At 62.0% G+C, this 21023-nt stretch carries 19 protein-coding genes; 8 read left to right on the top strand and 11 right to left on the bottom strand.

Features of this window, described 5'->3' with window-relative positions; all coding sequences use genetic code 11:
* The 5 genes from dnaA (at window position 1) to ahpF (ending at window position 7894) form a co-directional block, all read left to right on the top strand.
* Window positions 1–1446, top strand: coding sequence for a chromosomal replication initiator protein DnaA (gene dnaA / locus LW136_RS00005; RefSeq protein WP_045666536.1), 1446 nt, complete (start codon window positions 1–3; stop codon window positions 1444–1446).
* 33 nt (window positions 1447–1479) lie between these two features.
* Window positions 1480–2583 carry a DNA polymerase III subunit beta gene (gene dnaN, locus LW136_RS00010; RefSeq protein ID WP_014818479.1) on the top strand — a complete coding sequence of 368 codons (1104 nt, stop codon included), beginning with the start codon at window positions 1480–1482 and terminating at the stop codon, window positions 2581–2583.
* Window positions 2584–2592: 9 nt separating this feature from the next.
* A complete protein-coding gene (recF, locus tag LW136_RS00015; protein WP_234174313.1) occupies window positions 2593–3705 on the top strand; it encodes a DNA replication/repair protein RecF in 1113 nt (370 codons plus the stop codon).
* Entirely contained in the window at window positions 3702–6116 is a 2415-nt protein-coding gene (gene gyrB / locus LW136_RS00020) for a DNA topoisomerase (ATP-hydrolyzing) subunit B (RefSeq protein WP_023446448.1), read from the top strand. The genes recF and gyrB overlap by 4 nt, the downstream gene beginning before the upstream one ends.
* A 215-nt stretch (window positions 6117–6331) precedes the next feature.
* Window positions 6332–7894, top strand: a complete 1563-nt coding sequence (gene ahpF, locus LW136_RS00025) for an alkyl hydroperoxide reductase subunit F (RefSeq protein WP_234174314.1) — start codon at window positions 6332–6334, stop codon at window positions 7892–7894.
* Between the two features lie 66 nt (window positions 7895–7960).
* Here the strand turns inward: ahpF and LW136_RS00030 are convergent, their stop codons facing one another.
* The 5 genes from LW136_RS00030 to glyQ are packed head-to-tail and all read right to left on the bottom strand — an operon-like array spanning window position 7961 to window position 13685.
* Complete coding sequence (locus LW136_RS00030) at window positions 7961–9340, bottom strand: GGDEF domain-containing protein (protein WP_234174315.1); 1380 nt, start codon at window positions 9338–9340, stop codon at window positions 7961–7963.
* Window positions 9341–9393: 53 nt separating this feature from the next.
* Window positions 9394–10143 carry a lysophospholipid acyltransferase family protein gene (locus LW136_RS00035; protein ID WP_014818493.1) on the bottom strand — a complete coding sequence of 250 codons (750 nt, stop codon included), beginning with the start codon at window positions 10141–10143 and terminating at the stop codon, window positions 9394–9396.
* Complete coding sequence (gmhB, locus tag LW136_RS00040; protein ID WP_234175300.1) at window positions 10140–10682, bottom strand: D-glycero-beta-D-manno-heptose 1,7-bisphosphate 7-phosphatase; 543 nt, start codon at window positions 10680–10682, stop codon at window positions 10140–10142. The genes LW136_RS00035 and gmhB overlap by 4 nt, the downstream gene beginning before the upstream one ends.
* 4 nt (window positions 10683–10686) lie before the next feature.
* Window positions 10687–12741 (bottom strand): glycine--tRNA ligase subunit beta, encoded by a 2055-nt coding sequence (glyS, locus tag LW136_RS00045; RefSeq protein WP_104098668.1) that lies wholly within the window; start codon window positions 12739–12741, stop codon window positions 10687–10689.
* Entirely contained in the window at window positions 12738–13685 is a 948-nt protein-coding gene (gene glyQ, locus LW136_RS00050) for a glycine--tRNA ligase subunit alpha (RefSeq protein WP_003284253.1), read from the bottom strand. Before glyQ ends, glyS begins: the two co-directional genes overlap by 4 nt.
* Before the next feature lie 107 nt (window positions 13686–13792).
* Between glyQ and LW136_RS00055 the strand changes: the two genes are divergently transcribed.
* The 3 genes from LW136_RS00055 (at window position 13793) to LW136_RS00065 (ending at window position 15645) form a co-directional block, all read left to right on the top strand.
* Window positions 13793–14365: a DNA-3-methyladenine glycosylase I gene (locus LW136_RS00055; protein WP_234174316.1), complete on the top strand. Its 573-nt coding sequence runs from the start codon at window positions 13793–13795 to the stop codon at window positions 14363–14365.
* A gap of 92 nt (window positions 14366–14457) precedes the next feature.
* Entirely contained in the window at window positions 14458–15345 is an 888-nt protein-coding gene (locus tag LW136_RS00060) for a lysophospholipid acyltransferase (protein WP_234174317.1), read from the top strand.
* Window positions 15346–15378: 33 nt separating this feature from the next.
* Window positions 15379–15645 carry a PilZ domain-containing protein gene (locus LW136_RS00065; RefSeq protein ID WP_014818498.1) on the top strand — a complete coding sequence of 89 codons (267 nt, stop codon included), beginning with the start codon at window positions 15379–15381 and terminating at the stop codon, window positions 15643–15645.
* A gap of 22 nt (window positions 15646–15667) precedes the next feature.
* Here LW136_RS00065 and LW136_RS00070 read toward each other — a convergent pair whose 3' ends face one another.
* The 6 genes from LW136_RS00070 to trkA form a co-directional block, all read right to left on the bottom strand.
* Window positions 15668–15985 carry a tetratricopeptide repeat protein gene (locus LW136_RS00070; RefSeq protein WP_014818499.1) on the bottom strand — a complete coding sequence of 106 codons (318 nt, stop codon included), beginning with the start codon at window positions 15983–15985 and terminating at the stop codon, window positions 15668–15670.
* A gap of 145 nt (window positions 15986–16130) precedes the next feature.
* Window positions 16131–16967: an ectoine/hydroxyectoine ABC transporter ATP-binding protein EhuA gene (gene ehuA / locus LW136_RS00075; protein ID WP_041013091.1), complete on the bottom strand. Its 837-nt coding sequence runs from the start codon at window positions 16965–16967 to the stop codon at window positions 16131–16133.
* The gene (gene ehuD / locus LW136_RS00080; RefSeq protein ID WP_234174319.1) at window positions 16964–17623 is read right to left on the bottom strand and encodes an ectoine/hydroxyectoine ABC transporter permease subunit EhuD; all 660 of its coding nucleotides are present in this window, start codon (window positions 17621–17623) and stop codon (window positions 16964–16966) included. Before ehuD ends, ehuA begins: the two co-directional genes overlap by 4 nt.
* Entirely contained in the window at window positions 17620–18279 is a 660-nt protein-coding gene (gene ehuC / locus LW136_RS00085) for an ectoine/hydroxyectoine ABC transporter permease subunit EhuC (protein WP_234174321.1), read from the bottom strand. Before ehuC ends, ehuD begins: the two co-directional genes overlap by 4 nt.
* Window positions 18280–18399: 120 nt before the next feature.
* Entirely contained in the window at window positions 18400–19257 is an 858-nt protein-coding gene (gene ehuB / locus LW136_RS00090; protein WP_234174322.1) for an ectoine/hydroxyectoine ABC transporter substrate-binding protein EhuB, read from the bottom strand.
* Window positions 19258–19592: 335 nt separating this feature from the next.
* Window positions 19593–20966 carry a Trk system potassium transporter TrkA gene (gene trkA / locus LW136_RS00095; RefSeq protein WP_234174324.1) on the bottom strand — a complete coding sequence of 458 codons (1374 nt, stop codon included), beginning with the start codon at window positions 20964–20966 and terminating at the stop codon, window positions 19593–19595.
* Between the last annotated feature and the right edge of the window lie 57 nt (window positions 20967–21023).

Below are 21023 nucleotides of genomic sequence, written 5' to 3' on the forward strand. Positions count from 1 at the left end.
GTGTCGGTGGAACTTTGGCAGCAGTGTGTTGAGCTTTTGCGCGATGAACTGCCTGCTCAGCAATTCAACACATGGATTCGTCCACTACAGGTGGAAGGCGATGGTGATGAGCTGCGCGTCTATGCGCCCAATCGCTTCGTGCTCGACTGGGTCAACGAAAAGTACCTTTCCCGATTGTTGGAACTGCTGTCGGAGCGTTCAAGCGGAATCGCACCGGCGCTTTCTCTCCTTATAGGCAGTAAACGGACGTCATCCGCCGCTCTTCCTTCGGCTGCTGCTGCACGTGCTCAGCCACAGCCAATGGCAGTAAGCGCTCCTGCGCCGGCCATGCAGGCGCCACGCTTCGAGCCGTTGTCGGCTGACACCAGTGAACCCGAGCAGCCGCGTGTCGAGCGTACCGTGCAGGTCGAGGGTGGGCTCAAGCACACCAGCTACCTGAACCGGACCTTTACCTTCGAAAATTTCGTCGAGGGCAAATCCAACCAGTTGGCGCGAGCCGCTGCCTGGCAGGTTGCCGACAATCCCAAGCATGGCTACAACCCGCTTTTTCTGTACGGCGGTGTTGGCCTGGGTAAGACTCACCTGATGCATGCAGTGGGTAATCACCTGCTGAAGAAGAACCCCAACGCCAAAGTGGTTTACCTGCACTCCGAGCGCTTCGTGGCCGATATGGTCAAGGCACTGCAGCTCAATGCCATCAACGAGTTCAAGCGCTTCTATCGCTCGGTCGATGCACTACTGATCGACGATATCCAATTCTTCGCCAAAAAAGAGCGTTCGCAAGAAGAGTTCTTTCACACCTTCAACGCGCTGCTCGAAGGTGGCCAGCAGGTCATCCTCACCAGTGACCGCTATCCCAAGGAAATCGACGGCCTTGAGGAACGTCTGAAATCGCGTTTTGGCTGGGGGCTGACCGTTGCCGTCGAGCCGCCCGAGCTTGAGACTCGTGTAGCGATCCTGATGAAGAAGGCGGACCAGGCGAAGGTGGACCTGCCCCACGACGCGGCTTTCTTCATTGCCCAGCGGATCCGTTCGAACGTCCGTGAACTCGAAGGAGCGCTGAAGCGGGTCATCGCCCATGCTCACTTCATGGGGCGCGATATCACGATTGAACTGATTCGCGAATCGCTGAAGGACTTGCTGGCGTTGCAGGATAAACTGGTCAGCGTCGACAATATCCAGCGCACCGTGGCCGAATACTACAAGATCAAGATCTCCGACTTGCTGTCGAAGCGGCGATCGCGATCGGTCGCCCGACCGCGGCAGGTGGCCATGGCCCTGTCCAAGGAGCTGACCAACCACAGCCTCCCTGAGATTGGCGACGCGTTCGGTGGGCGGGATCACACCACGGTTCTGCATGCTTGCCGTAAAATCGCCGAACTACGGGAAACTGACGCGGATATACGTGAAGATTACAAGAATTTGCTGCGAACTTTGACAACCTGAGTGCGACCTAATCTATAGGCAAGGGACCAGACCATGCATTTCTCCATTCAGCGCGAAGCCCTGTTGAAACCCCTGCAGCTGGTTGCTGGCGTCGTTGAGCGCCGTCAGACCTTGCCGGTGCTGTCCAACGTACTGCTTGTGGTGCAAGGACAGCAATTGTCGCTGACCGGTACCGATCTCGAAGTCGAACTGGTCGGCCGTGTTGCCCTTGAAGAGGCCGCCGAGCCAGGCGAGATCACCGTTCCGGCGCGCAAACTCATGGACATTTGCAAGAGCCTGCCGAGCGATGCGCTGATCAATATCCGTCTCGATGATCAGAAGGTTGTTATCAAGTCCGGGCGCAGCCGCTTTACCCTTTCAACTTTGCCGGCCAATGACTTCCCTACGGTTGAAGAAGGTCCAGGTTCGCTTTCCTTCACCGTCGAACAGGGCAAGCTGCGCAAGCTGATCGAGCGCAGCAGCTTTGCCATGGCGCAGCAGGACGTTCGCTACTACCTCAACGGTATGCTCATCGAAGTTTCAAGCGGAATGCTGCGCGCCGTAGCGACGGACGGCCACCGCCTGGCGATGTGCTCGATGCAGGCGGGGATCGAGCAACCCGATCGGCATCAGGTCATCGTGCCGCGTAAGGGTATCCTCGAGCTCGCGCGGCTGCTCAACGATCAGGACGCCGAGGTCAGCATCGTTCTGGGCCAGCACCATATTCGCGCCACCACTGGCGAGTTCACCTTCACCTCCAAGCTGGTGGACGGCAAGTTCCCGGACTATGAGCGCGTGCTGCCGCGTGGTGGTGACAAGCTAGTGGTGGGAGATCGTCAGTTGCTGCGTGAAGCGTTCAGTCGCACGGCGATTCTCTCCAACGAAAAGTACCGCGGCATTCGTCTGCAGCTGGAAAGTGGGCTGTTGAAGATTCAGGCGAACAACCCCGAACAGGAAGAAGCTGAGGAAGAGGTTGCGGTCGACTACAACGGCAGTTCGTTGGAGATCGGTTTCAACGTCAGCTATCTGCTCGATGTGCTGGGCGTGATGACCACCGAACAGGTGCGTCTGATTCTGTCTGACGCGAACAGCAGTGCTCTGGTTCAGGAATTCGATAACGATGATTCCGCATATGTCGTGATGCCGATGCGTCTGTAAACCAGCTTCATGTCCCTCAGTCGCCTTTCCGTCACCGGGGTCCGCAATCTGCACCCGGTGACGTTATCTCCCTCCTCTCGAATCAACATCCTCTTCGGCGATAACGGTAGCGGAAAAACCAGCCTGCTCGAAGCCATTCACCTGCTCGGGCTGGCGCGCTCGTTTCGTAGCGTTCGGCTGAACCCCGTCATCACCTATGAACAATCAGCGTGCACAGTTTTTGGTCAAGTTGATCTGCCAGATCAGCACAGTCGTGCGTTGGGGGTTTCCCGGGATCGTAGCGGTGACGTCCGGATCCGTATCGATGGACAGGGGGTCAGGTCAGCCGCGGAGCTTGCCGATACGCTGCCTTTGCAACTGATCAATCCAGATAGTTTCCGCCTTCTCGAAGGCGCACCGAAATTACGTAGGCAGTTTCTTGATTGGGGCGTGTTCCACGTGGAACATCGGTTCATGCCAGCCTGGCTACGCATGCAGCAGGCGCTCCGGCAACGGAACTCGTGGCTGCGGCATGGTACACTGGACGGCGCTTCGGATGCGGCCTGGAGCCGGGAACTGACGCTGGCAAGTGATGAAATTGACGGATATCGACGGGCCTATATTCAGGCACTTAAACCTGTATTTGAATCGACCCTCGCGGCCTTGCTCGACTTGGACGGCCTGAAGCTGAGTTATTACAGGGGCTGGGATAAAGACCGCTCCTTGACTGATGTGCTGGTGTCTTCGCTGGAACGGGATAGGTCATTAGGGCACACCCAATCCGGGCCGCAGCGTGCGGATCTGCGATTGAAGGTTGGCAATCACAACGCGGCTGAAGTGCTATCGCGCGGCCAGCAGAAATTGGTGGTGTGTGCATTGCGTATTGCTCAGGGCCATCTGGTTAGCGAAACCAAGCGCGGTCAGTGCATCTATCTTGTCGACGACCTGCCGTCCGAACTGGACGCCCAACATAGGTTGGCGCTGTGCAAGTTGCTTGAGCAACTTAACTGTCAGGTGTTTATCACCTGCGTAGATTCATCCATTTTGCAAGAAGGCTGGCATGAACAGACGCCAGTCTCAATGTTTCACGTGGAACATGGGCAAATTACCCAGATCCACGGCCCCTCGGGAGTGAAGGCATGAGCGAAAACCACACGTACGATTCGTCGAGCATCAAGGTACTCAAAGGCCTTGATGCAGTGCGCAAGCGCCCTGGCATGTACATCGGCGATACCGACGACGGCACCGGTTTGCATCACATGGTCTTCGAGGTCGTCGATAACTCGATCGACGAAGCGCTGGCCGGGCATTGCAGCGACATCTCCATCACCATCCATACCGATGAATCCATCACCGTTCGCGACAACGGTCGCGGCATTCCGGTGGATATCCATGAGGAAGGTGTTTCGGCGGCAGAGGTCATCATGACCGTGTTGCACGCCGGCGGTAAGTTCGATGACAACTCCTACAAGGTATCCGGTGGACTCCACGGCGTGGGTGTTTCGGTGGTCAACGCGCTGTCCGAGGAGTTGATGCTGACCATCCGCCGCGAGGGCAAGGTCTGGGAACAGCTCTACCGCCATGGCGTGCCCCAGGCACCTTTGGCTCCGGTAGGTGAAACTGATACCTCGGGTACACAGATTCACTTCAAGCCGTCGTCCGAGACCTTCCAGAACATCCATTTCAGCTGGGATATTCTGGCCAAGCGTCTGCGCGAACTGTCATTCCTGAACTCGGGTGTCGGTATCGTCCTGCGGGACGAGCGTACCGCCAAGGAAGAGCTGTTCAAGTACGAGGGCGGTCTGAGCGCGTTCGTTGCTTACCTGAACACAAACAAAACCCCCGTCAACGAGGTGTTTCACTTCAACGTTCAGCGTGACGACGGCGTTGGTGTCGAGGTGGCGCTGCAGTGGAACGACAGCTTTAACGAGAACATTCTCTGCTTTACCAACAATATTCCTCAGCGTGACGGCGGTACTCACCTGGCCGGCTTCCGCTCCGCGCTGACGCGAAACTTGAATTCCTACATTGAGCAGGAAGGCCTGGCCAAGAAGCACAAGATCGCCACTACCGGCGACGATGCCCGCGAAGGCCTGACTGCGATCATTTCGGTGAAGGTTCCGGATCCTAAGTTCAGCTCGCAGACCAAGGACAAACTGGTTTCCTCGGAAGTGAAAACGGCCGTGGAACAGGAGATGGGCAAGTACTTCGGTGATTTCCTCCTCGAGCATCCGGGCGAGGCCAAGGCCGTGGTCGGCAAGATGATCGACGCCGCCCGTGCTCGCGAGGCTGCGCGCAAGGCTCGGGAAATGACCCGTCGTAAAGGCGCTCTGGATATCGCCGGCCTGCCGGGCAAACTTGCTGACTGCCAGGAAAAGGATCCCGCGCTTTCCGAACTCTACATAGTGGAGGGTGATTCTGCGGGTGGCTCGGCCAAGCAAGGTCGTAACCGCAAGACTCAAGCAATTTTGCCGCTCAAGGGCAAGATCCTTAACGTCGAGAAGGCGCGTTTCGACAAGATGATCTCATCCCAGGAAGTGGGCACCCTGATTACTGCTCTGGGCTGTGGTATCGGGCGTGAAGAGTACAACATCGACAAGCTGCGCTATCACAACATCATCATCATGACCGACGCCGACGTCGACGGTTCGCACATCCGGACGCTGCTGTTGACCTTCTTCTTCCGTCAGCTGCCTGAGCTGATCGAGCGCGGCTATGTATATATCGCCCAGCCGCCGCTCTATAAGGTCAAGCGTGGCAAGCAGGAGCAGTACATCAAGGACGACGAGGCGATGGAGGAATACCTCACCCAGTCGGCCCTGGAAGACGCCAGCCTGCACGTCAATGAGCATGCCCCAGGCCTTTCTGGTGGAGCGCTGGAGAAGCTGGTCAACGATTACCGTACGGTGATGAAAACTCTGCAGCGCCTATCGCGTCTGTATCCGTTGGAGTTGACTGAACACTTCATCTACCTGCCGCGTGTTTCAGTAGAGCAGTTGGCCGATCACACCGCGATGCAGGCCTGGCTGGAGCAGTACAGCGCGCAACTCAAGGTCGGTGAACGCTCCGGTTTGATCTACAACGTCAGCTTGCGTGAAGACAAAGAGCGCCACCTGTGGCTACCGGAAGTCGAGATTAGCTCCCACGGCCTGGCCAGCTACATCACCTTCAACCGTGATTTCTTCGCCAGCAACGATTACCGGACGGTAACTGCTCTCGGTGAGAAGCTGAACAGCCTGCTCGAAGAGGGAGCCTATGTTCAGCGCGGTGAGCGCAAAAAGCAGGTATCCACCTTCAAGCAAGCGCTGGAATGGTTGATGACCGAAGGCACGCGCCGCCACAGCGTTCAGCGATACAAGGGACTGGGCGAGATGAACCCGGATCAACTGTGGGAAACCACCATGGATCCAAACGTACGGCGCATGTTGAAAGTGACGATCGAAGATGCCATTGGTGCAGATCAGATCTTCAATACCCTGATGGGCGATGCAGTTGAACCGCGTCGCGACTTCATCGAAACCAACGCTCTGGCAGTGTCTAATCTGGACTTCTGATTCGATTCGCTCGCCGCCGTTCCAGACCAAGGCAACAAAACACAACCCCGACTCACAAGGTCGGGGTTTTTGTTTTTAGGGATAGGTTGTCTAAATCGAACTGACTGTTTTAATCAATTTCGAAATAGACCCCTTCCGGCGTAAGGTTGCTTCATTCGAGATTCATCACCTTACCGAGCCCTCCGGGCCACCATAGTTCACGAGGACAGTTGCCAATGTTGGACACCAATCTCAAGACTCAGTTGAAAGCCTACCTGGAGAAGGTCACCCAGCCCTTCGAGATCGTCGCGTCCCTCGATGACGGCGAGAAATCCCGGGAAATGCTGAGCCTGCTGCAGGACATCGTCGAGCTCAGCGACAAGATCACCCTCAAGACCGATGGCAACGATGCGCGCAAGCCGTCGTTCTCGCTCAACCGCATCGGCGGCAACATCAGCCTGCGTTTTGCCGGCATCCCTATGGGTCACGAATTCACCTCGCTGGTCCTGGCCCTGCTGCAGGTCGGCGGTCATCCGTCGAAGACTGCACCGGAAGTGATCGAGCAGATCAGGGCGCTGGATGGCGACTACAGCTTCGAAACCTACTTCTCGCTGTCCTGCCAGAACTGCCCGGACGTGGTCCAGGCGCTGAACCTGATGGCGGTGCTCAACCCGAACATCAAGCACGTCGCCATCGACGGCGCACTGTTCCAAGACGAAGTCGAAGCCCGTCAGATCATGTCGGTGCCGAGCATCTACCTCAACGGCGAGCTGTTCACCCAGGGTCGCATGAGTGAGGAAGAGATCCTCGCCAAGCTCGATACCGGCTCCAGCGCCCGTGACGCCGAGAAGCTCAAGGCCAAGGACGCCTTCGACGTGCTGGTGGTCGGCGGTGGCCCGGCCGGCGCCGCAGCGGCGATCTACGCGGCGCGCAAGGGCATCCGCACCGGTGTCGCCGCCGAGCGCTTCGGCGGTCAGGTGCTCGACACCATGGCCATCGAGAACTTCATCTCGGTGAAGGAAACCGAAGGCCCGAAACTGGCCCGCGCGCTGGAAGAGCATGTGCGCGAGTACGAGGTCGACATCATGAACCTGCAGCGCGCCAGCCAGTTGATCCCGGCCGGCGACGACGGCCTGCACCGCGTGCAGTTCGAGAACGGCGGCGAGCTCAAGGCCAAGACCCTGATCCTCGCCACCGGCGCGCGCTGGCGCGAAATGAACGTGCCCGGCGAGCAGGAATACCGCGGCCGTGGCGTCGCCTATTGCCCGCACTGCGACGGCCCGCTGTTCAAGGGCAAGCGCGTGGCGGTGATTGGCGGCGGCAACTCTGGTGTCGAAGCGGCCATCGACCTGGCCGGTATCGTCGCTCATGTGACCCTGCTCGAGTTTGGCGAAGAACTGCGTGCCGATGCCGTGCTGCAGCGCAAGCTCAACAGCCTGCCCAACGTCCGCGTGCTGAAGATGGCGCAGACCACCGAGGTCAAGGGCGACGGCCAGAAGGTCACCGGCCTGGTCTACAAGGACCGCAGCAGCGAAGAAATGCACAGCGTCGAGCTGGAAGGCATCTTCGTGCAGATCGGCCTGCTGCCCAACAGCGAATGGCTCAAGGGCACCCTGGAGCTGTCACGCTTCGGCGAGATCATCGTCGACGCCAAGGGCCAGACCAGCATCCCCGGCGTGTTCGCCGCCGGCGACGTGACCACGGTGCCGTACAAGCAGATCGTGATCGCCGTCGGTGAAGGCGCCAAGGCCTCGCTGAGCGCCTTCGATCACCTGATCCGGTCGTCGGCGCCGGCCTGAATCGAAGCGCAATAAAGAAGGGGAGCAGCCGCGAGGTTGCTCCCCTTTTTCATTGCGTGCCGTTTGCTAGGCGAGCGCCGGACTGTGAAGCACGCAGCGATTGCGCCCTTCGTGTTTTGCCTGATACAGCGCCTGATCGGCTTGTTGCAGCAGACGTTCGTAATCCGGATGGCCGTCATGCACTGCCATACCGATGCTGACGGTGACCTGCAGAACTGCTCCATTGGATAGACGGAACTGCTCACGGGCGATGCGCTCGCGCAACTTCTCTGCCGCGGCAAACGCCTTGTTGGCATCTATGTCCACTAGTACCAGCAGGAACTCTTCGCCGCCCAGGCGGAACGCATAGTCGCCACCGCGGGTGTTGCTGGCCAGCAGCGCACCGACCTGCTGCAGAATCTGGTCACCGCCGTCATGGCCATGGGTGTCGTTGATGCGCTTGAAGTGGTCGACATCGATGGCGAGCACGCCGAAGGTGTTGTTCGACTGGCGCGCGTAAAGCACTTCCTTGGCCATCACCACCGGCAGGAACTTGCGGTTGAGTAGCCGCGTCAGCACGTCTCGGCCGGCCTCCAGGTCGTTGGCCTGTTCGAACAGGCTGTCGAGCAAAAACTTGATCGAGCGGGTCTGTTCGCGGATCTGATGCAGCTTGCCCAGCCGCGCACTGGCGTCCTGCAGCCCGCCAATGGCTTTGAGCTCCTGATCGATGCGCTCGATATAGTCGAGGATACTGGCGCTTTCCGGTGAACCCTGGAACGCGTGGGAGGCCTTGTGGCGGAACCACAGGCCGAACTCGGAACCCGCCAGTTGCGGCAGCGCGCCGGTCAGGTTGCCGATCGCCAGGTCGAACATCAGCTGATTCTCCCAATCAAGCAGTGCCGCGCGCTGTCGCTCTTTTTCGACGCCGATGTTCTGCGAGACGGAGAACAGCCGATAGGCCTCCTCGGCGCGGGAGTTGCGATCGTGAGACTGGGAATAGGCGAAGCAGATGATCTCCACCGCCAAGTCGATCAGGTCGGAACCCATGCTGGCCGCTTTGCGTCGCACTGGCTCGGCGAGATCTCGCTGTTCCAGCAACTGGCGCAGGCGGCCCTTGAGCGAGCGGGAGCCGCGCAGCACCAGGCTGACCGGAATCTCGATGCGGGCGTGGATGTCGCCGACCTTTCGCTGCAGGTCGATGACGGCGTCGAGGTCGCTATGGGCCGTCGACGAACATACCGTAACGATCCACTTCTGCATCGATTTGCCGAGGCGGTTCTTCACCTGATCGTGGGACAGGAAGCTGGCCGAATGGGGATCGGCAAGCATCTGGGAATAGAAATGCTCGGCCAGCTCGGCGCTCTTTTCTTCGGCAACGGCCTGCAGTGCGATAGCCGCTTCGGTAGGATAGCCGTCCAGCAGGCGCAGCCATTCTGCGACCAGCTGGTGGTTGGGTATTTGCTGCATAGAGGGACTCGTGAAGCTGAGGCGCGCGTCCCTGCCCTGCCTCAGCGTAGTGATCAGAGGGTCGGGCGACCCTGAGCTTCGAGCTGGCTGACTTGCGCGTTGATCCAATCTTCGGCGCGTTGATTGAGCTCGGCGATGGCCCGCGGGCTCTCGCTGTCGGCGAACATGGCTGGGCCGATCACCACCTGGATAGTGCCGGGACGCTTGCCCCAACCGGCCTTCGGCCAGAACATGCCGGCGTTGTGCGCGATGGGCAGCACTGGCAGACCGGCGTTGACTGCCAGGGCCGCGCCGCTGCGGGAGAACTTGCCCTGCTCACCCACTGGTACGCGGGTGCCTTCCGGGAATATCAGCACCCAGGCGCCCTGCTCCAGACGCTCGTGACCCTGCTTGGCGACCTGGCGCAGCGCCGCCTTGGGGTTGTCGCGATCAATGGCGATCGGCTTGAGCAGCATGATCGCCCAGCCGAAGAACGGCACGCGCAACAACTCACGCTTGAGCACCTGAGTCAGCGGCTCGAAATAGGCCGAGAGAAAGAAGGTTTCCCAGGTGCTCTGGTGCTTGGCCAGGATCACGCAGGGACGCGCCGGCACATTTTCCGCGCCATGCACCTCGTAGCGCAGGCCAACCAGCGTCTTGCCCAACCACACGGCGCAGCGACACCAGTTCTGTACCACGAAGCGATAGCGCGCGCGGAACGCCATGAACGGGGCGAACACCAGACTCACCAGGCACCAGGCGAACGCGGTGAACGCCAGCATGAAGTAGAACAGGGCGATACGAACGGGTAACAGGAGGCTCATCGAGAACTCTCGAGTAGATGATCGACAACAGCGGCAAGGTCATCGAAGACCTGAGTGCCCGGCGGCAGAGCACCCTCCAGGGTGCGCAGACCTTTGCCGGTCCTGACCAGATAAGGCACGCCGCCGAGCAGCATGCCGGCGTGTAGATCGCGGTGACTGTCGCCTACCACCGGTACACCCTTCAGGTCCGCCAGGCCGAAATGCTCGGCGATGCTGCGGAACATTCCAGGCTTCGGCTTGCGGCAGTTGCAGCCGTCGTCCGGGCCGTGTGGGCAGTGCACGATCAGGTCGATGCGCCCGCCCTGCTCCATCACCAGCTGCTGCATCTTGAAATGCATGTCGCCGAGGGTGCTCAGATCGAACTTGCCGCGCGCGACACCGGACTGGTTGGTGGCAACCGCCACCGTCCAGCCGGCTTTGCACAGCCGCGCGATGGCTTCCAGCGACCCGGGAATGGGGATCCACTCCTCCATCGACTTCACGTACTTGTCGGAGTCCTCGTTGATTACCCCATCGCGGTCCAGCACGATCAGCTTCACGGGCTTAGCCAAGTGCGGAAATATCGGCAACGCCAAGGAACAGTCCTCTCAGCCGGGCCAGCAAGGCATAACGGTTGGCACGTACCGAAGCGTCTTCGGCATTTACCAGCACCGCCTCGAAGAAGGCATCCACCGGGCCACGCAGGTGCGCCAAACGCTCCAGCGCTTCGCGGTACTGACGCGCGGCGGCCAACGGTTGTACCGCCTGCTCGGCCTGCTGAATCGCCGAGTACAGCGAGAACTCGGTGGCGTTGTCGAACCAGCGTGGCTCTACCGCTTCCGGCAGCTTCGCATCGAACTTGCTCAGCAGGTTGGAGACGCGCTTGTTGGCGGCAGCCAGGGACGCCGCTTCCGGCAATGTGCGGAACGCCTGCACGGCCTGCACGCGCTGGTCGAAGTCCAGCGCCGAACCAGGCTGCACGGCACGCACCGAGAGGTAGGCAGCGACGTCGACGCCTTCGTCCTCGTAGCGCGCACGCAGGCGATCGAAGATGAACTCCAGGACCTGATCGGCGAGGCCGGCCGACTTGACCTGCGTACCGAACTGGCCGATGGCGAAGTTCACTGCCTCGACCAGATTCAGGTCCAGCTGCTTCTCGATGAGGATGCGCAGCACGCCAAGGGCGGCGCGGCGCAGGGCGTAGGGATCCTTGGAGCCGGTCGGCAGCATGCCGATGCCGAAGATCCCGACCAGGGTGTCGAGCTTGTCCGCGACCGCCACAGCAGCACCGGTGAGTGTGCTCGGCAGCTCGCCGCCGGCACCGCGCGGCATGTACTGCTCGTTCAGCGCCAGCGCCACATCTTCCGGCTCGCCGTCGTTGAGCGCGTAGTAGTAACCGGCAACGCCCTGCATTTCCGGAAACTCGCCAACCATCTCGGTGGCCAGGTCGCACTTACAGAGCAGGCCGGCGCGCGCGGCGCGCTGCTTGTCGCCGCCGGTACGCTCGGCGATCAGCCCGGCCAGGCGCGAGACGCGCTCGGCCTTGTCGTACACGGTGCCGAGCTGGGCCTGGAATACCACGTTTTTCAGGCGTTCGTTGAAGCTGTCGAGCTTCTGCTTCTTGTCCTGCTTGAAGAAGAACTCGGCGTCGGTCAGGCGCGGGCGTACGACTTTCTCGTTGCCGGAAACGATCTGCGCCGGGTCCTTCGATTCGATGTTCGCCACGGTGATGAAGCGCGGCAGCAGCCTGCCGTTGGCGTCCAGCAGGCAGAAGTACTTCTGGTTGTCCTGCATGGTGGTGATCAGCGCTTCCTGCGGCACTTCGAGGAAGCGTTCCTCGAACGAGCAGACCAGCGGCACCGGCCACTCGACCAGCGCGGTCACTTCATCGAGCAGCGCCGGCGGCACGATGGCCGTACCGTTCTGCTCGGCAGCCAGCTGCTCGACGCGCTTGGCGATCAGCTCGCGGCGCTCGACGAAGTCGGCGATCACATGGGCGCCACGCAGGTCTTCCAGATAGCTGGAAGGCTTGGAAATATGCACCTGGCCCGGGCTGTGGAAGCGGTGGCCGCGGGATTCGCGTCCGGCGCGCTGGGCGAGGATCTCGCAATCGATGACCTGCTCGCCGAAGAGCATCACCAGCCACTGGGTCGGACGGACGAACTCTTCCTTGCGTGCGGCCCAGCGCATGCGCTTAGGGATCGGCAGATCGTTCAGCGAGGTCGCGACGATACCCGGCAGCAGTTCGGCAGCCGGTTGGCCCTCGATGGTACGGCTGAACTTGAGCTTCGGCCCGCTGCGATCGATCTCGGCGAGGTCGACGCCACACTTGCGGGCAAAGCCCAGGGCAGCCTGGGTCGGCTCACCGTCGGCGTCGAAGGCGGCCTGCATCGGGGGGCCGTCGAGGTTGATGCTGCGATCAGGCTGCTGAGTCGCCAGCTGCTCGACCAGCACCGCCAGGCGGCGCGGCGCGGCGTAGGCCTGGGCTTTCACGAAGTCCAGGCCGGCGTCCTTCAGGCCCTTCTCGATACCGGCGCAGAAAGCTTCGGCCAGCTTGGCGAGCGCCTTCGGTGGCAGTTCTTCGGTACCCAGTTCGACGAGGAAATCCAGTGCACTCATTCTGCAGCCTCCAGCTTGGCCAGCACTTCGTCACGCAGTTCGGGGGTGGCCATGGGGAAGCCGAGTTTGGCCCGGGCCAGCAGGTAGCTCTGGGCGATCGAGCGGGCCAGGCTGCGCACGCGCAGGATGTATTGCTGGCGCGCGGTGACCGAAATGGCACGGCGGGCATCGAGCAGGTTGAAGGTGTGCGACGCCTTGACCACCATTTCGTAGGCCGGCAGCGGCAGCTCGGCAGCCATCAGACGGTTGGCCTCGCTCTCGTAGAAATCGAAGAGTTCGAACAGCTTCGGCACATTGGCGTGCTCGAAGTTGTAGGTCGACTGCTCCACCTCGTTCTGGTGGAACACATCGCCGTAGGTCACGGTGCCGAACGGGCCATCAGCCCAGATCAGGTCGTAGACCGAGTCGACGCCCTGCAGGTACATGGCCAGGCGCTCGAGACCGTAGGTGATCTCGCCGGTGACCGGGTAGCACTCCACGCCGCCGACCTGCTGGAAGTAGGTGAACTGGGTGACTTCCATGCCGTTGAGCCAGACTTCCCAGCCCAGACCCCAGGCGCCCAGGGTTGGCGATTCCCAGTTGTCCTCGACGAAGCGTACGTCGTGCACCGAGGTGTCGACGCCGATGCGGCGCAGCGACTCCAGGTACAGGTCCTGGATGTTGTCCGGGTTGGGCTTGAGCACCACCTGGAACTGGTAGTAGTGCTGCAGGCGGTTGGGGTTCTCGCCATAGCGGCCATCGGCCGGGCGGCGCGAAGGCTGAACATAGGCGGCGTTCCAGGTCTCGGGACCGATGGCGCGCAGGAAGGTGGCGGTGTGGAATGTACCGGCGCCCATTTCCATGTCATAGGGCTGCAGGACCACGCAACCCTGCTCGGCCCAGTAGCTTTGCAGGGCGAGGATCAGGTCTTGGAAGGTGCGCACGGCAGGCGTAGTCTGGCTCAAAATTTCACCTGTGCTGGGCTTCGACAGAAAGCCTCGAAGTATACCCCCCGCATGGTCGCGCTTGCGATGGTTTCGGCCATCGGACGAGGCCTGCGCAAGGAGATCACATGCCACGTTGCACCTGGTGCGGCACGGACCCGCTGTACATCGACTACCACGATCGCGAATGGGGCGTACCGGCCCGCGATCCGCAGGTACTGTTCGAATTCCTCTTGCTCGAAGCCTTTCAGGCCGGGCTCTCCTGGATCACCGTGTTGCGCAAGCGCGAGCGCTACCGGCAGGTACTGTTCGGTTTCGATGCCGAACGCCTGGCGCGCATGACCGATGCCGAGATCGACGAGCGCATGCAGAACCCCGGCATCATCCGCAACCGTCTCAAGCTCAAGGCGGCGCGGCAGAATGCCCGCGCCTGGTTGCAGCTGGAGGATCCGGTGGGTTTCGTCTGGTCGTTCGTCGGCGGCGAGCCGAAGATCAACCGCTTCGAGCGCATCGATCAGGTGCCGGCGGTCTCCCCCGAGGCCGAGGCGATGAGCCGCGCGCTGAAGAAGGCCGGCTTCAGCTTCGTCGGCCCGACCATCTGCTACGCCTACATGCAGGCCTGCGGCATGGTCATGGACCACCTGACCGATTGCGAGCGCCACGCCGAGCTGGCCGGGATGCTTGAAACACTGCACGCCTGAGCTGCCAGGACGTGTGTCGTTGCCGCCGCTGCGCCTGAAAGCCGGCGACGGTTGCAGGTAGACTAGGCAACCTGAAAATTTCGGAGTGCGGTGTGGAAAAGCTCAAAGGTGCCATCGTCGTCGGCTCCCTGCGACTGTTCGCTCGACTGCCCTGGCGCATGGTCCAGGGCCTGGGCTCGATGATCGGCTGGCTGATGTGGAAGCTGCCGAACCGCTCGCGGGACGTCGCGCGAATCAACCTGCACAAGTGCTTCCCCGAGCTGAGCCCGGCGGAACTCGACGCCCTGCTCGGCCGCACCCTGCGTGAAACCGGCATGACCTTCACCGAAAGCGCCTGCGCCTGGATCTGGCCGGCAGCAAAGACCCTGAAGCTGGTCCGCGAAGTCGAAGGCCTGGACGTGCTGCAAGCGGCGCTGGCTTCGGGTAAGGGCGTGGTCGGCATCACCAGTCACCTGGGCAATTGGGAAGTGCTCAATCATTTCTACTGCGCGCAATGCAGGCCGATCATCTTCTACCGACCGCCGAAACTGAAGGCGGTGGACGATCTGCTGCGCCAACAGCGTGTACAGCTGGGCAATCGCGTCGCGCCCTCGACCAGGGAAGGCATTCTCAGCGTCATCAAGGAGGTTCGGCGCGGTGGTGCGGTCGGTATTCCGGCGGACCCCGAGCCGAGCGAAGGCAGTGGCATCTTCGTGCCCTTCTTCGCCACCCAGGCGCTGACCAGCAAGTTCGTGCCCGGCATGCTCGCCGGCGGCAAGGCGGTTGGGGTGTTCCTTCATGCATTGCGTCTGGAGGACGGTTCGGGCTACAAGGTCGTCCTCGAGGCCGCACCCGAAGGGATGTACAGCGAAGATGCGGAAACTGGCGTAGCGGCGATGAGCGCAATGATCGAGAAGTATGTGCGCGCCTATCCCAGCCAGTACATGTGGACCATGAAGCGCTTCAAGAAACGCCCCGCCGGCGAGAAGCGCTGGTACTGATCAGGCTCAAACAACAACAACAGGGACGAGCGCATGCAAAACCAGAGACAGCATCCGCGTACCAACATGAAGTGCCGCATCCGCATTGCGCATCCGGCCTTTGGCGAGGTCTTCGCGCAGACCCGTGATCTATCCGATGGCGGCGTCTACGTCCGGCATCCGGAGCTGGTGGTGCTGCATCCCGGCGACGAGGTGACCGGCCAGGTCCAGGACCTGCCGATTCCGGCGCCGGAACTGCGAATGGTGGTGATGCGGGTGGATGCCGAAGGGGTCGGCCTGCAGTTCGTGCACGAAACCTGACCGCTGGCCGCGGCGCGCCGGTTCAGTCGGGCGTCAGCCGGTCGAGCCGGCGCAGGAATACGGTCATTTCCTTTTCCGCCTGCTTGTCGCCCTGGGCGTTCGCCGCGGCGATTCCGCGCTCCCACGCCTGATGGGCGCCGGGCTTGTCGCCATCGGCCTGCAGCGCCTTGCCCAGCAGTTTCCAGGCAGCGGAGTATTTCGGATCGAGTTCGACGCAGCGGCGCAGGTGCTCTGCCGCCCGCCCCGGCTGCCCGGCATCCATGTAGCCCTTGCCGAGGCCGAAACGCAGCATCGGATTGTCCATGCCTTGGGAAAGCATCTTTTCCAGCGATTCGAGCATCTTGAAGACCTTTTCGGTTCAGCGCTCCGGGGCGTTTCCTCACTTTAGTGCATCGCCGCCGGCGGGCAATAGCGGCAGCATACGCCATTGGTCTTAGCTGTTGCGGGGCTTTCGCCGTCTTCGTGTGGGCTGGGCTGCAAGCGGCTCAGTGGGCCTCGTTGACCGCGCTGAGAAACTCCCGGGTGCGTTCCTCGCGCGGGTTGTTGAACAGCTCGTCCGGGCTGCCCTGTTCGTGAATCCGGCCCTGATGGAAGAAGCACACGCGATCGGCGAACTCACGGGCAAAGCCCATCTGGTGGGTCACCATCAGCATCGTCAGGTTGTGCGCCTCGCCGAGGCGCCGGATGACATTGAGCACTTCGCCGCAGAGCTCCGGGTCCAGCGCCGAGGTCACTTCGTCGAACAGCATCACCTTCGGCCGCATCGCCAGTGCGCGGGCAATCGCCACGCGCTGTTGCTGACCGCCGGAGAGTTGCGCCGGGAAGTGCTCCAGCTTGTCCTCCAGGCCGACCATGGCCAGCAGCTCCTCTGCCCGCTCGCGGGCCTCGCGCTTGCTCAGCCCGAGCACCTGTACCGGCGCTTCCATGACGTTCTGCAACGCGTTCATGTGCGGGAACAGGTTGAAGCTCTGGAACACCATGCCGACCTTGCCACGCACACGTCGCAGGTGACGGGCATTGGCCGGGACCAACTGGCCGCTGGCGTCGGGCATGTGCGTCAGCGGCTCGCCGTCGACCTCGATCACGCCCTCGTCAATGCCTTCCAGGGTCATCAGCACCCGCAACAGGGTGGATTTGCCCGAGCCGCTGGGGCCGATGATCGCGACCTTCTCGCCTTCCTCGATCTGCAGGTCGAGCCCGTCGAGCACGGTCAGTTCACCGTAGCGCTTGGTCACGCCGGCGAAGCGCACCAAAGGTTGCGCCTGCTCCGGCTGTTGCGGCGTCGGGTTCAGGGTGTCCGTGGACTGCATCGGCGTATTCATCGGGCCAGCTCCATGCGGTTTTCCAGACGGCGCACGCACCAGGCGAGGCCGAGGCTGAGAATGAGAAAGAACAGGCCGACCATGGTGATCGGCTCCAGATAGCGGAAACTCTCCGAGCCGATGTTCTTGGCCCGCTGCATGATTTCCACCACGGTGATCGCCGACAGCACCGGCGTGTCCTTGAGGATCGAGATCAGGTAGTTGCCCAGCGCCGGCAGCACCGGACGCAGCGCTTGCGGCAGGATCACGTCGCGGTAGGCCGTCCAGGGCTTCATGTTCAGCGCGGTGACGGCTTCCCATTGCGAACGGGGTACCGCGTCTAGGCCGGCGCGGTACACCTCGGCGGTGTAGCAGGCGTAGTGCAGGGCGATACCGATGATGCCCGCCTGCATCGCGCTGAGGCTGAGGCCGTAGTTGGGGAACACGTAGAAAAGGAAGTACACCTGAATCAGCAGCGGTGTGCTGCGGATGAACTCGATCAGTCCGGTGATCGGCCAGGATAGCCAGCGCAGGCGGCTGCGGCGGCCAATGGCGAGGAACAAACCTAGCACCACGGCAATGGCGAAACCGGCCAGGGCGATGCCGATGGTGGTCAGCGAGGCATCCAGCAGGCGCGGCAGGATCTCGCGGGCGAACTGCCAGTCGAAGAAATTCATGACAGGCCTCCGCGCATCCGCCCGCGGGCCAGCCGGCGTTCCAGCTGGCGCATGCCGAAGTTGATCGCCTGGGCCAGGACGAAGTAGATCACCAGCGCCAGGCCGAAGATCTCCATGGTCATCAGCGTCGCCTGATCCAGCTGGCGGGCGCGGAAGGCCAGATCCGACAGGGTGATCAGCGACACCAGCGAAGTGTTCTTCAGCAACTCGATCAGCAGGTTGGTGCCGGGCGGAATTGCCGCGAGCAACGCCTGCGGCAGGATGATTCGGCGCATGCGTGTCAGCGGCGTCATGTTCAGCGCCTGACAGGCTTCGTGCTGGCCCTTGTGTACCGAGCGGATCGCGCCGCGCAGCACCTCGGCCCCATAGGCGCCGATGTTCAGGCCCAGGCCGACCACGGCCACGGCGAAGGCACTCATTTCGACATTGAACGGTGGCATCGGCAGCACGAAGTACAGCCAGAACAGCTGCACCAGCAGCGACGAGCCGCGGAAGACCTCGATATAGGTGATGGCCAGCCAGCGCAATGGCGCCACTGGCGAAAGCCGCGCCAGCGCGGCGATCAGCGCGCAGGCGATGGCCAGCAGTGAGCCGAAGAAAGTCACCTTCACGGTGACCCAGGCACCCTGCAGCAGCAGAGGAAGCAGTTCGATCATGATGGCGCTATCCGGTTTTCCGGAGCGCTGAGCGAGGCTGCGCAAACAGCGGCGCAGCCTTGGTCAGCGTTCACAGGCGGGACAGCGGTCGGCGGCGCCAACCAGCCGCCCCGACGGGCTTCAGGCGCCGCAGAGCTCGGCGGCAGTCTTGTCGGTGATGTTGGAGCGATCAAAGCCGAATGGCTCGATGGTCTTCAGATGCTCCTCGCTGCCCAGCCACTGCTTCAGCTCGGCATTGACCGCGTCACGCAGCGCCTTGTCCTGCGGACGGAAGGCCAGCGCGCCGTAACCGGCACGGGCTGGATCGTCCTTGAAGTCGGCGATGGCCTCGACATCGTCACCGGCCTTGTCCGCCAGCCCCTTCATGGTCAGCTGGGTACCGATGGCGGCATCGGCGCGACCACCGCGCACGGCCTGCAGCTGCGAGGTGGTATCCGGGACCTGCAGAATCTGCGAATCCTTGATGCCGGCCTTGCGCGCATAACCGAGGTTCACCGTGCCGGACATGATGGCGATCTTCACGTCTGGGTTGTTGGCGATGTCTTCGTAGCTGCGCAGGTTCTTCGGGTTGCCTTCGGCCACCAGCAGGGTGTCGAGCAGGCGGTAGTGCGGATCGGTGAACAGCACCTGCTTGCAGCGTTCAGGGGTGATGTACATGCCCGCTGCGATGAGGTCGAAGCGCCCGGCGCGCAGACCGGGGATCAGCGAGCCCCACTCGGTGAGTACCGGTTTGATGGTGTCAATCTGCATGCGCTCGAACACCTTGCGCACGATCTCTGGCGATTCGCCGGTGACGCTGCCGTCGAGCGCGGTATAGGCGAAGGGGGTTTCATTGGCGTAGCCGATGCGGGCGCTGCTGCTGTCCTTGATGTCTTCCAGGGTATCGGCCTGGGTCAGGCTGGCGAAACCGATGCTGGCCAAGGCGGCGCAGCCGATCAGCAGCCGGCGGGAGCGTGTCGGGATGGTGCTGTTCCTCATGGAGTTTCTCCTGTTCCTTGTAGAGACCCGAGGAATCGGATCGTTATTTGTCTAGGAGGGGCAATTGCTCGAGCTCATTTAGGGACTCTTCTGACGACGAATGGTGCGGTGAAACCGAGCGACGATAGCTTGGCTCAATCGTCAGGCCGCACAGGCGGCAAGCCAGGAGGGTACAAAAGCTGGCCATAAAATGGAAATCGGAGGGCATCGGGATCGAATGGAGGCGATCGGTGGGAATGCCGTCTATTTCCGCTGATCGGGCCGGCAGTCGTGGGTAATTGAAAAAACGAAACGGCCCGCCGAGTGGCGGGCCGTCCATGCAGCCGCAATGATCGCTAGAAGAAGGTCAGGCCGGCCTGGAACAGGCGCTCAACGTCGCGAATATGCTTCTTGTCGACGAGGAACAGGATGACGTGATCGCCGGACTCGATCCGTGTGTCGTCATGGGCGATCAGCACCTGGTCGTCGCGAATCACCGCGCCGATGGTGGTACCCGGGGGCAGCGCGATCTGCTCGATGGGGCGCCCAATCACCCTGCTCGAACGCGGATCGCCGTGGGCGATCACCTCGATGGCTTCGGCCGCGCCACGGCGCAGCGAGTGGGCGCTGACGATGTCGCCGCGGCGTACGTGGGTCAGCAGGGTACCGATGGTGGCGAGCTGCGGGCTGATGGCGATGTCGATCTCGCCGCCCTGCACCAGGTCGACGTAGGCCGGGTTGTTGATGATGCACATGACCTTGCGCGCACCGAGGCGCTTGGCCAGTAGCGAGGACATGATGTTGGCCTCGTCGTCGTTGGTCAGGGCGAGGAACACATCCGCTTCGTTGATGTTCTCTTCCACCAGCAGGTCGCGGTCCGAGGCGCTGCCCTGCAGGATGATGGTGCTGTCCAAGGTGTCGGAGAGGTAGCGGCAGCGCGCCGGGTTCATCTCGATGATCTTGACCTGGTAGCGGCTCTCGATGGCCTCGGCCAGGCGTTCGCCGATGTGCCCGCCGCCAGCGATGACGATGCGCTTGTAGTTCTCGTCGAGCCGGCGCATTTCGCTCATCACCGCGCGGATATGGCCCCTGGCGGCGATGAAGAAAACCTCGTCATCGGCCTCGATCACCGTGTCGCCACGGGGCAGGATGGCCTGGTTGCGCCGGAAGATGGCGGCCACGCGGGTATCGACGTTGGGCATGTGGCGGCGCAGCTGGCGCAGCTCCTGGCCGACCAGCGGACCGCCGTAGTAGGCGCGCACCGCCACCAGCTGCGCCTTGCCTTCGGCGAAGTCGATTACCTGCAGCGAGCCGGGATGTTCGATCAGGCGCTTGATGTAGTTGGTGACCACCTGTTCCGGGCTGATCAGCACGTCGACCGGGATCGCCTCGTTGGCGAACAGACCGGAGCGCACCAGGTAGGCCGCTTCGCGCACGCGGGCGATCTTGGTCGGCGTATGGAACAGGGTGTAAGCGACCTGGCAGGCGACCATGTTGGTCTCGTCGCTGTTGGTCACCGCCACCAGCATGTCGGCGTCGTCGGCCCCAGCCTGGCGCAGCACCGTCGGAAACGAGCCGCGGCCCTGGATGGTGCGGATGTCCAGGCGATCGCCGAGATCGCGCAGGCGGTCGCCGTCGGTGTCGACCACGGTGATGTCGTTGGCTTCGCTGGCGAGGTGTTCGGCGAGGGTACCGCCGACCTGGCCGGCGCCGAGAATGATGATCTTCACGCGATCACTCCTGAAAGGCGGATGTTTGCCGCCGCTTCCATGTTGGGCCCGCGCGCA

Source organism: Stutzerimonas kunmingensis (assembly GCF_021432085.1).
GTDB lineage: Bacteria > Pseudomonadota > Gammaproteobacteria > Pseudomonadales > Pseudomonadaceae > Stutzerimonas.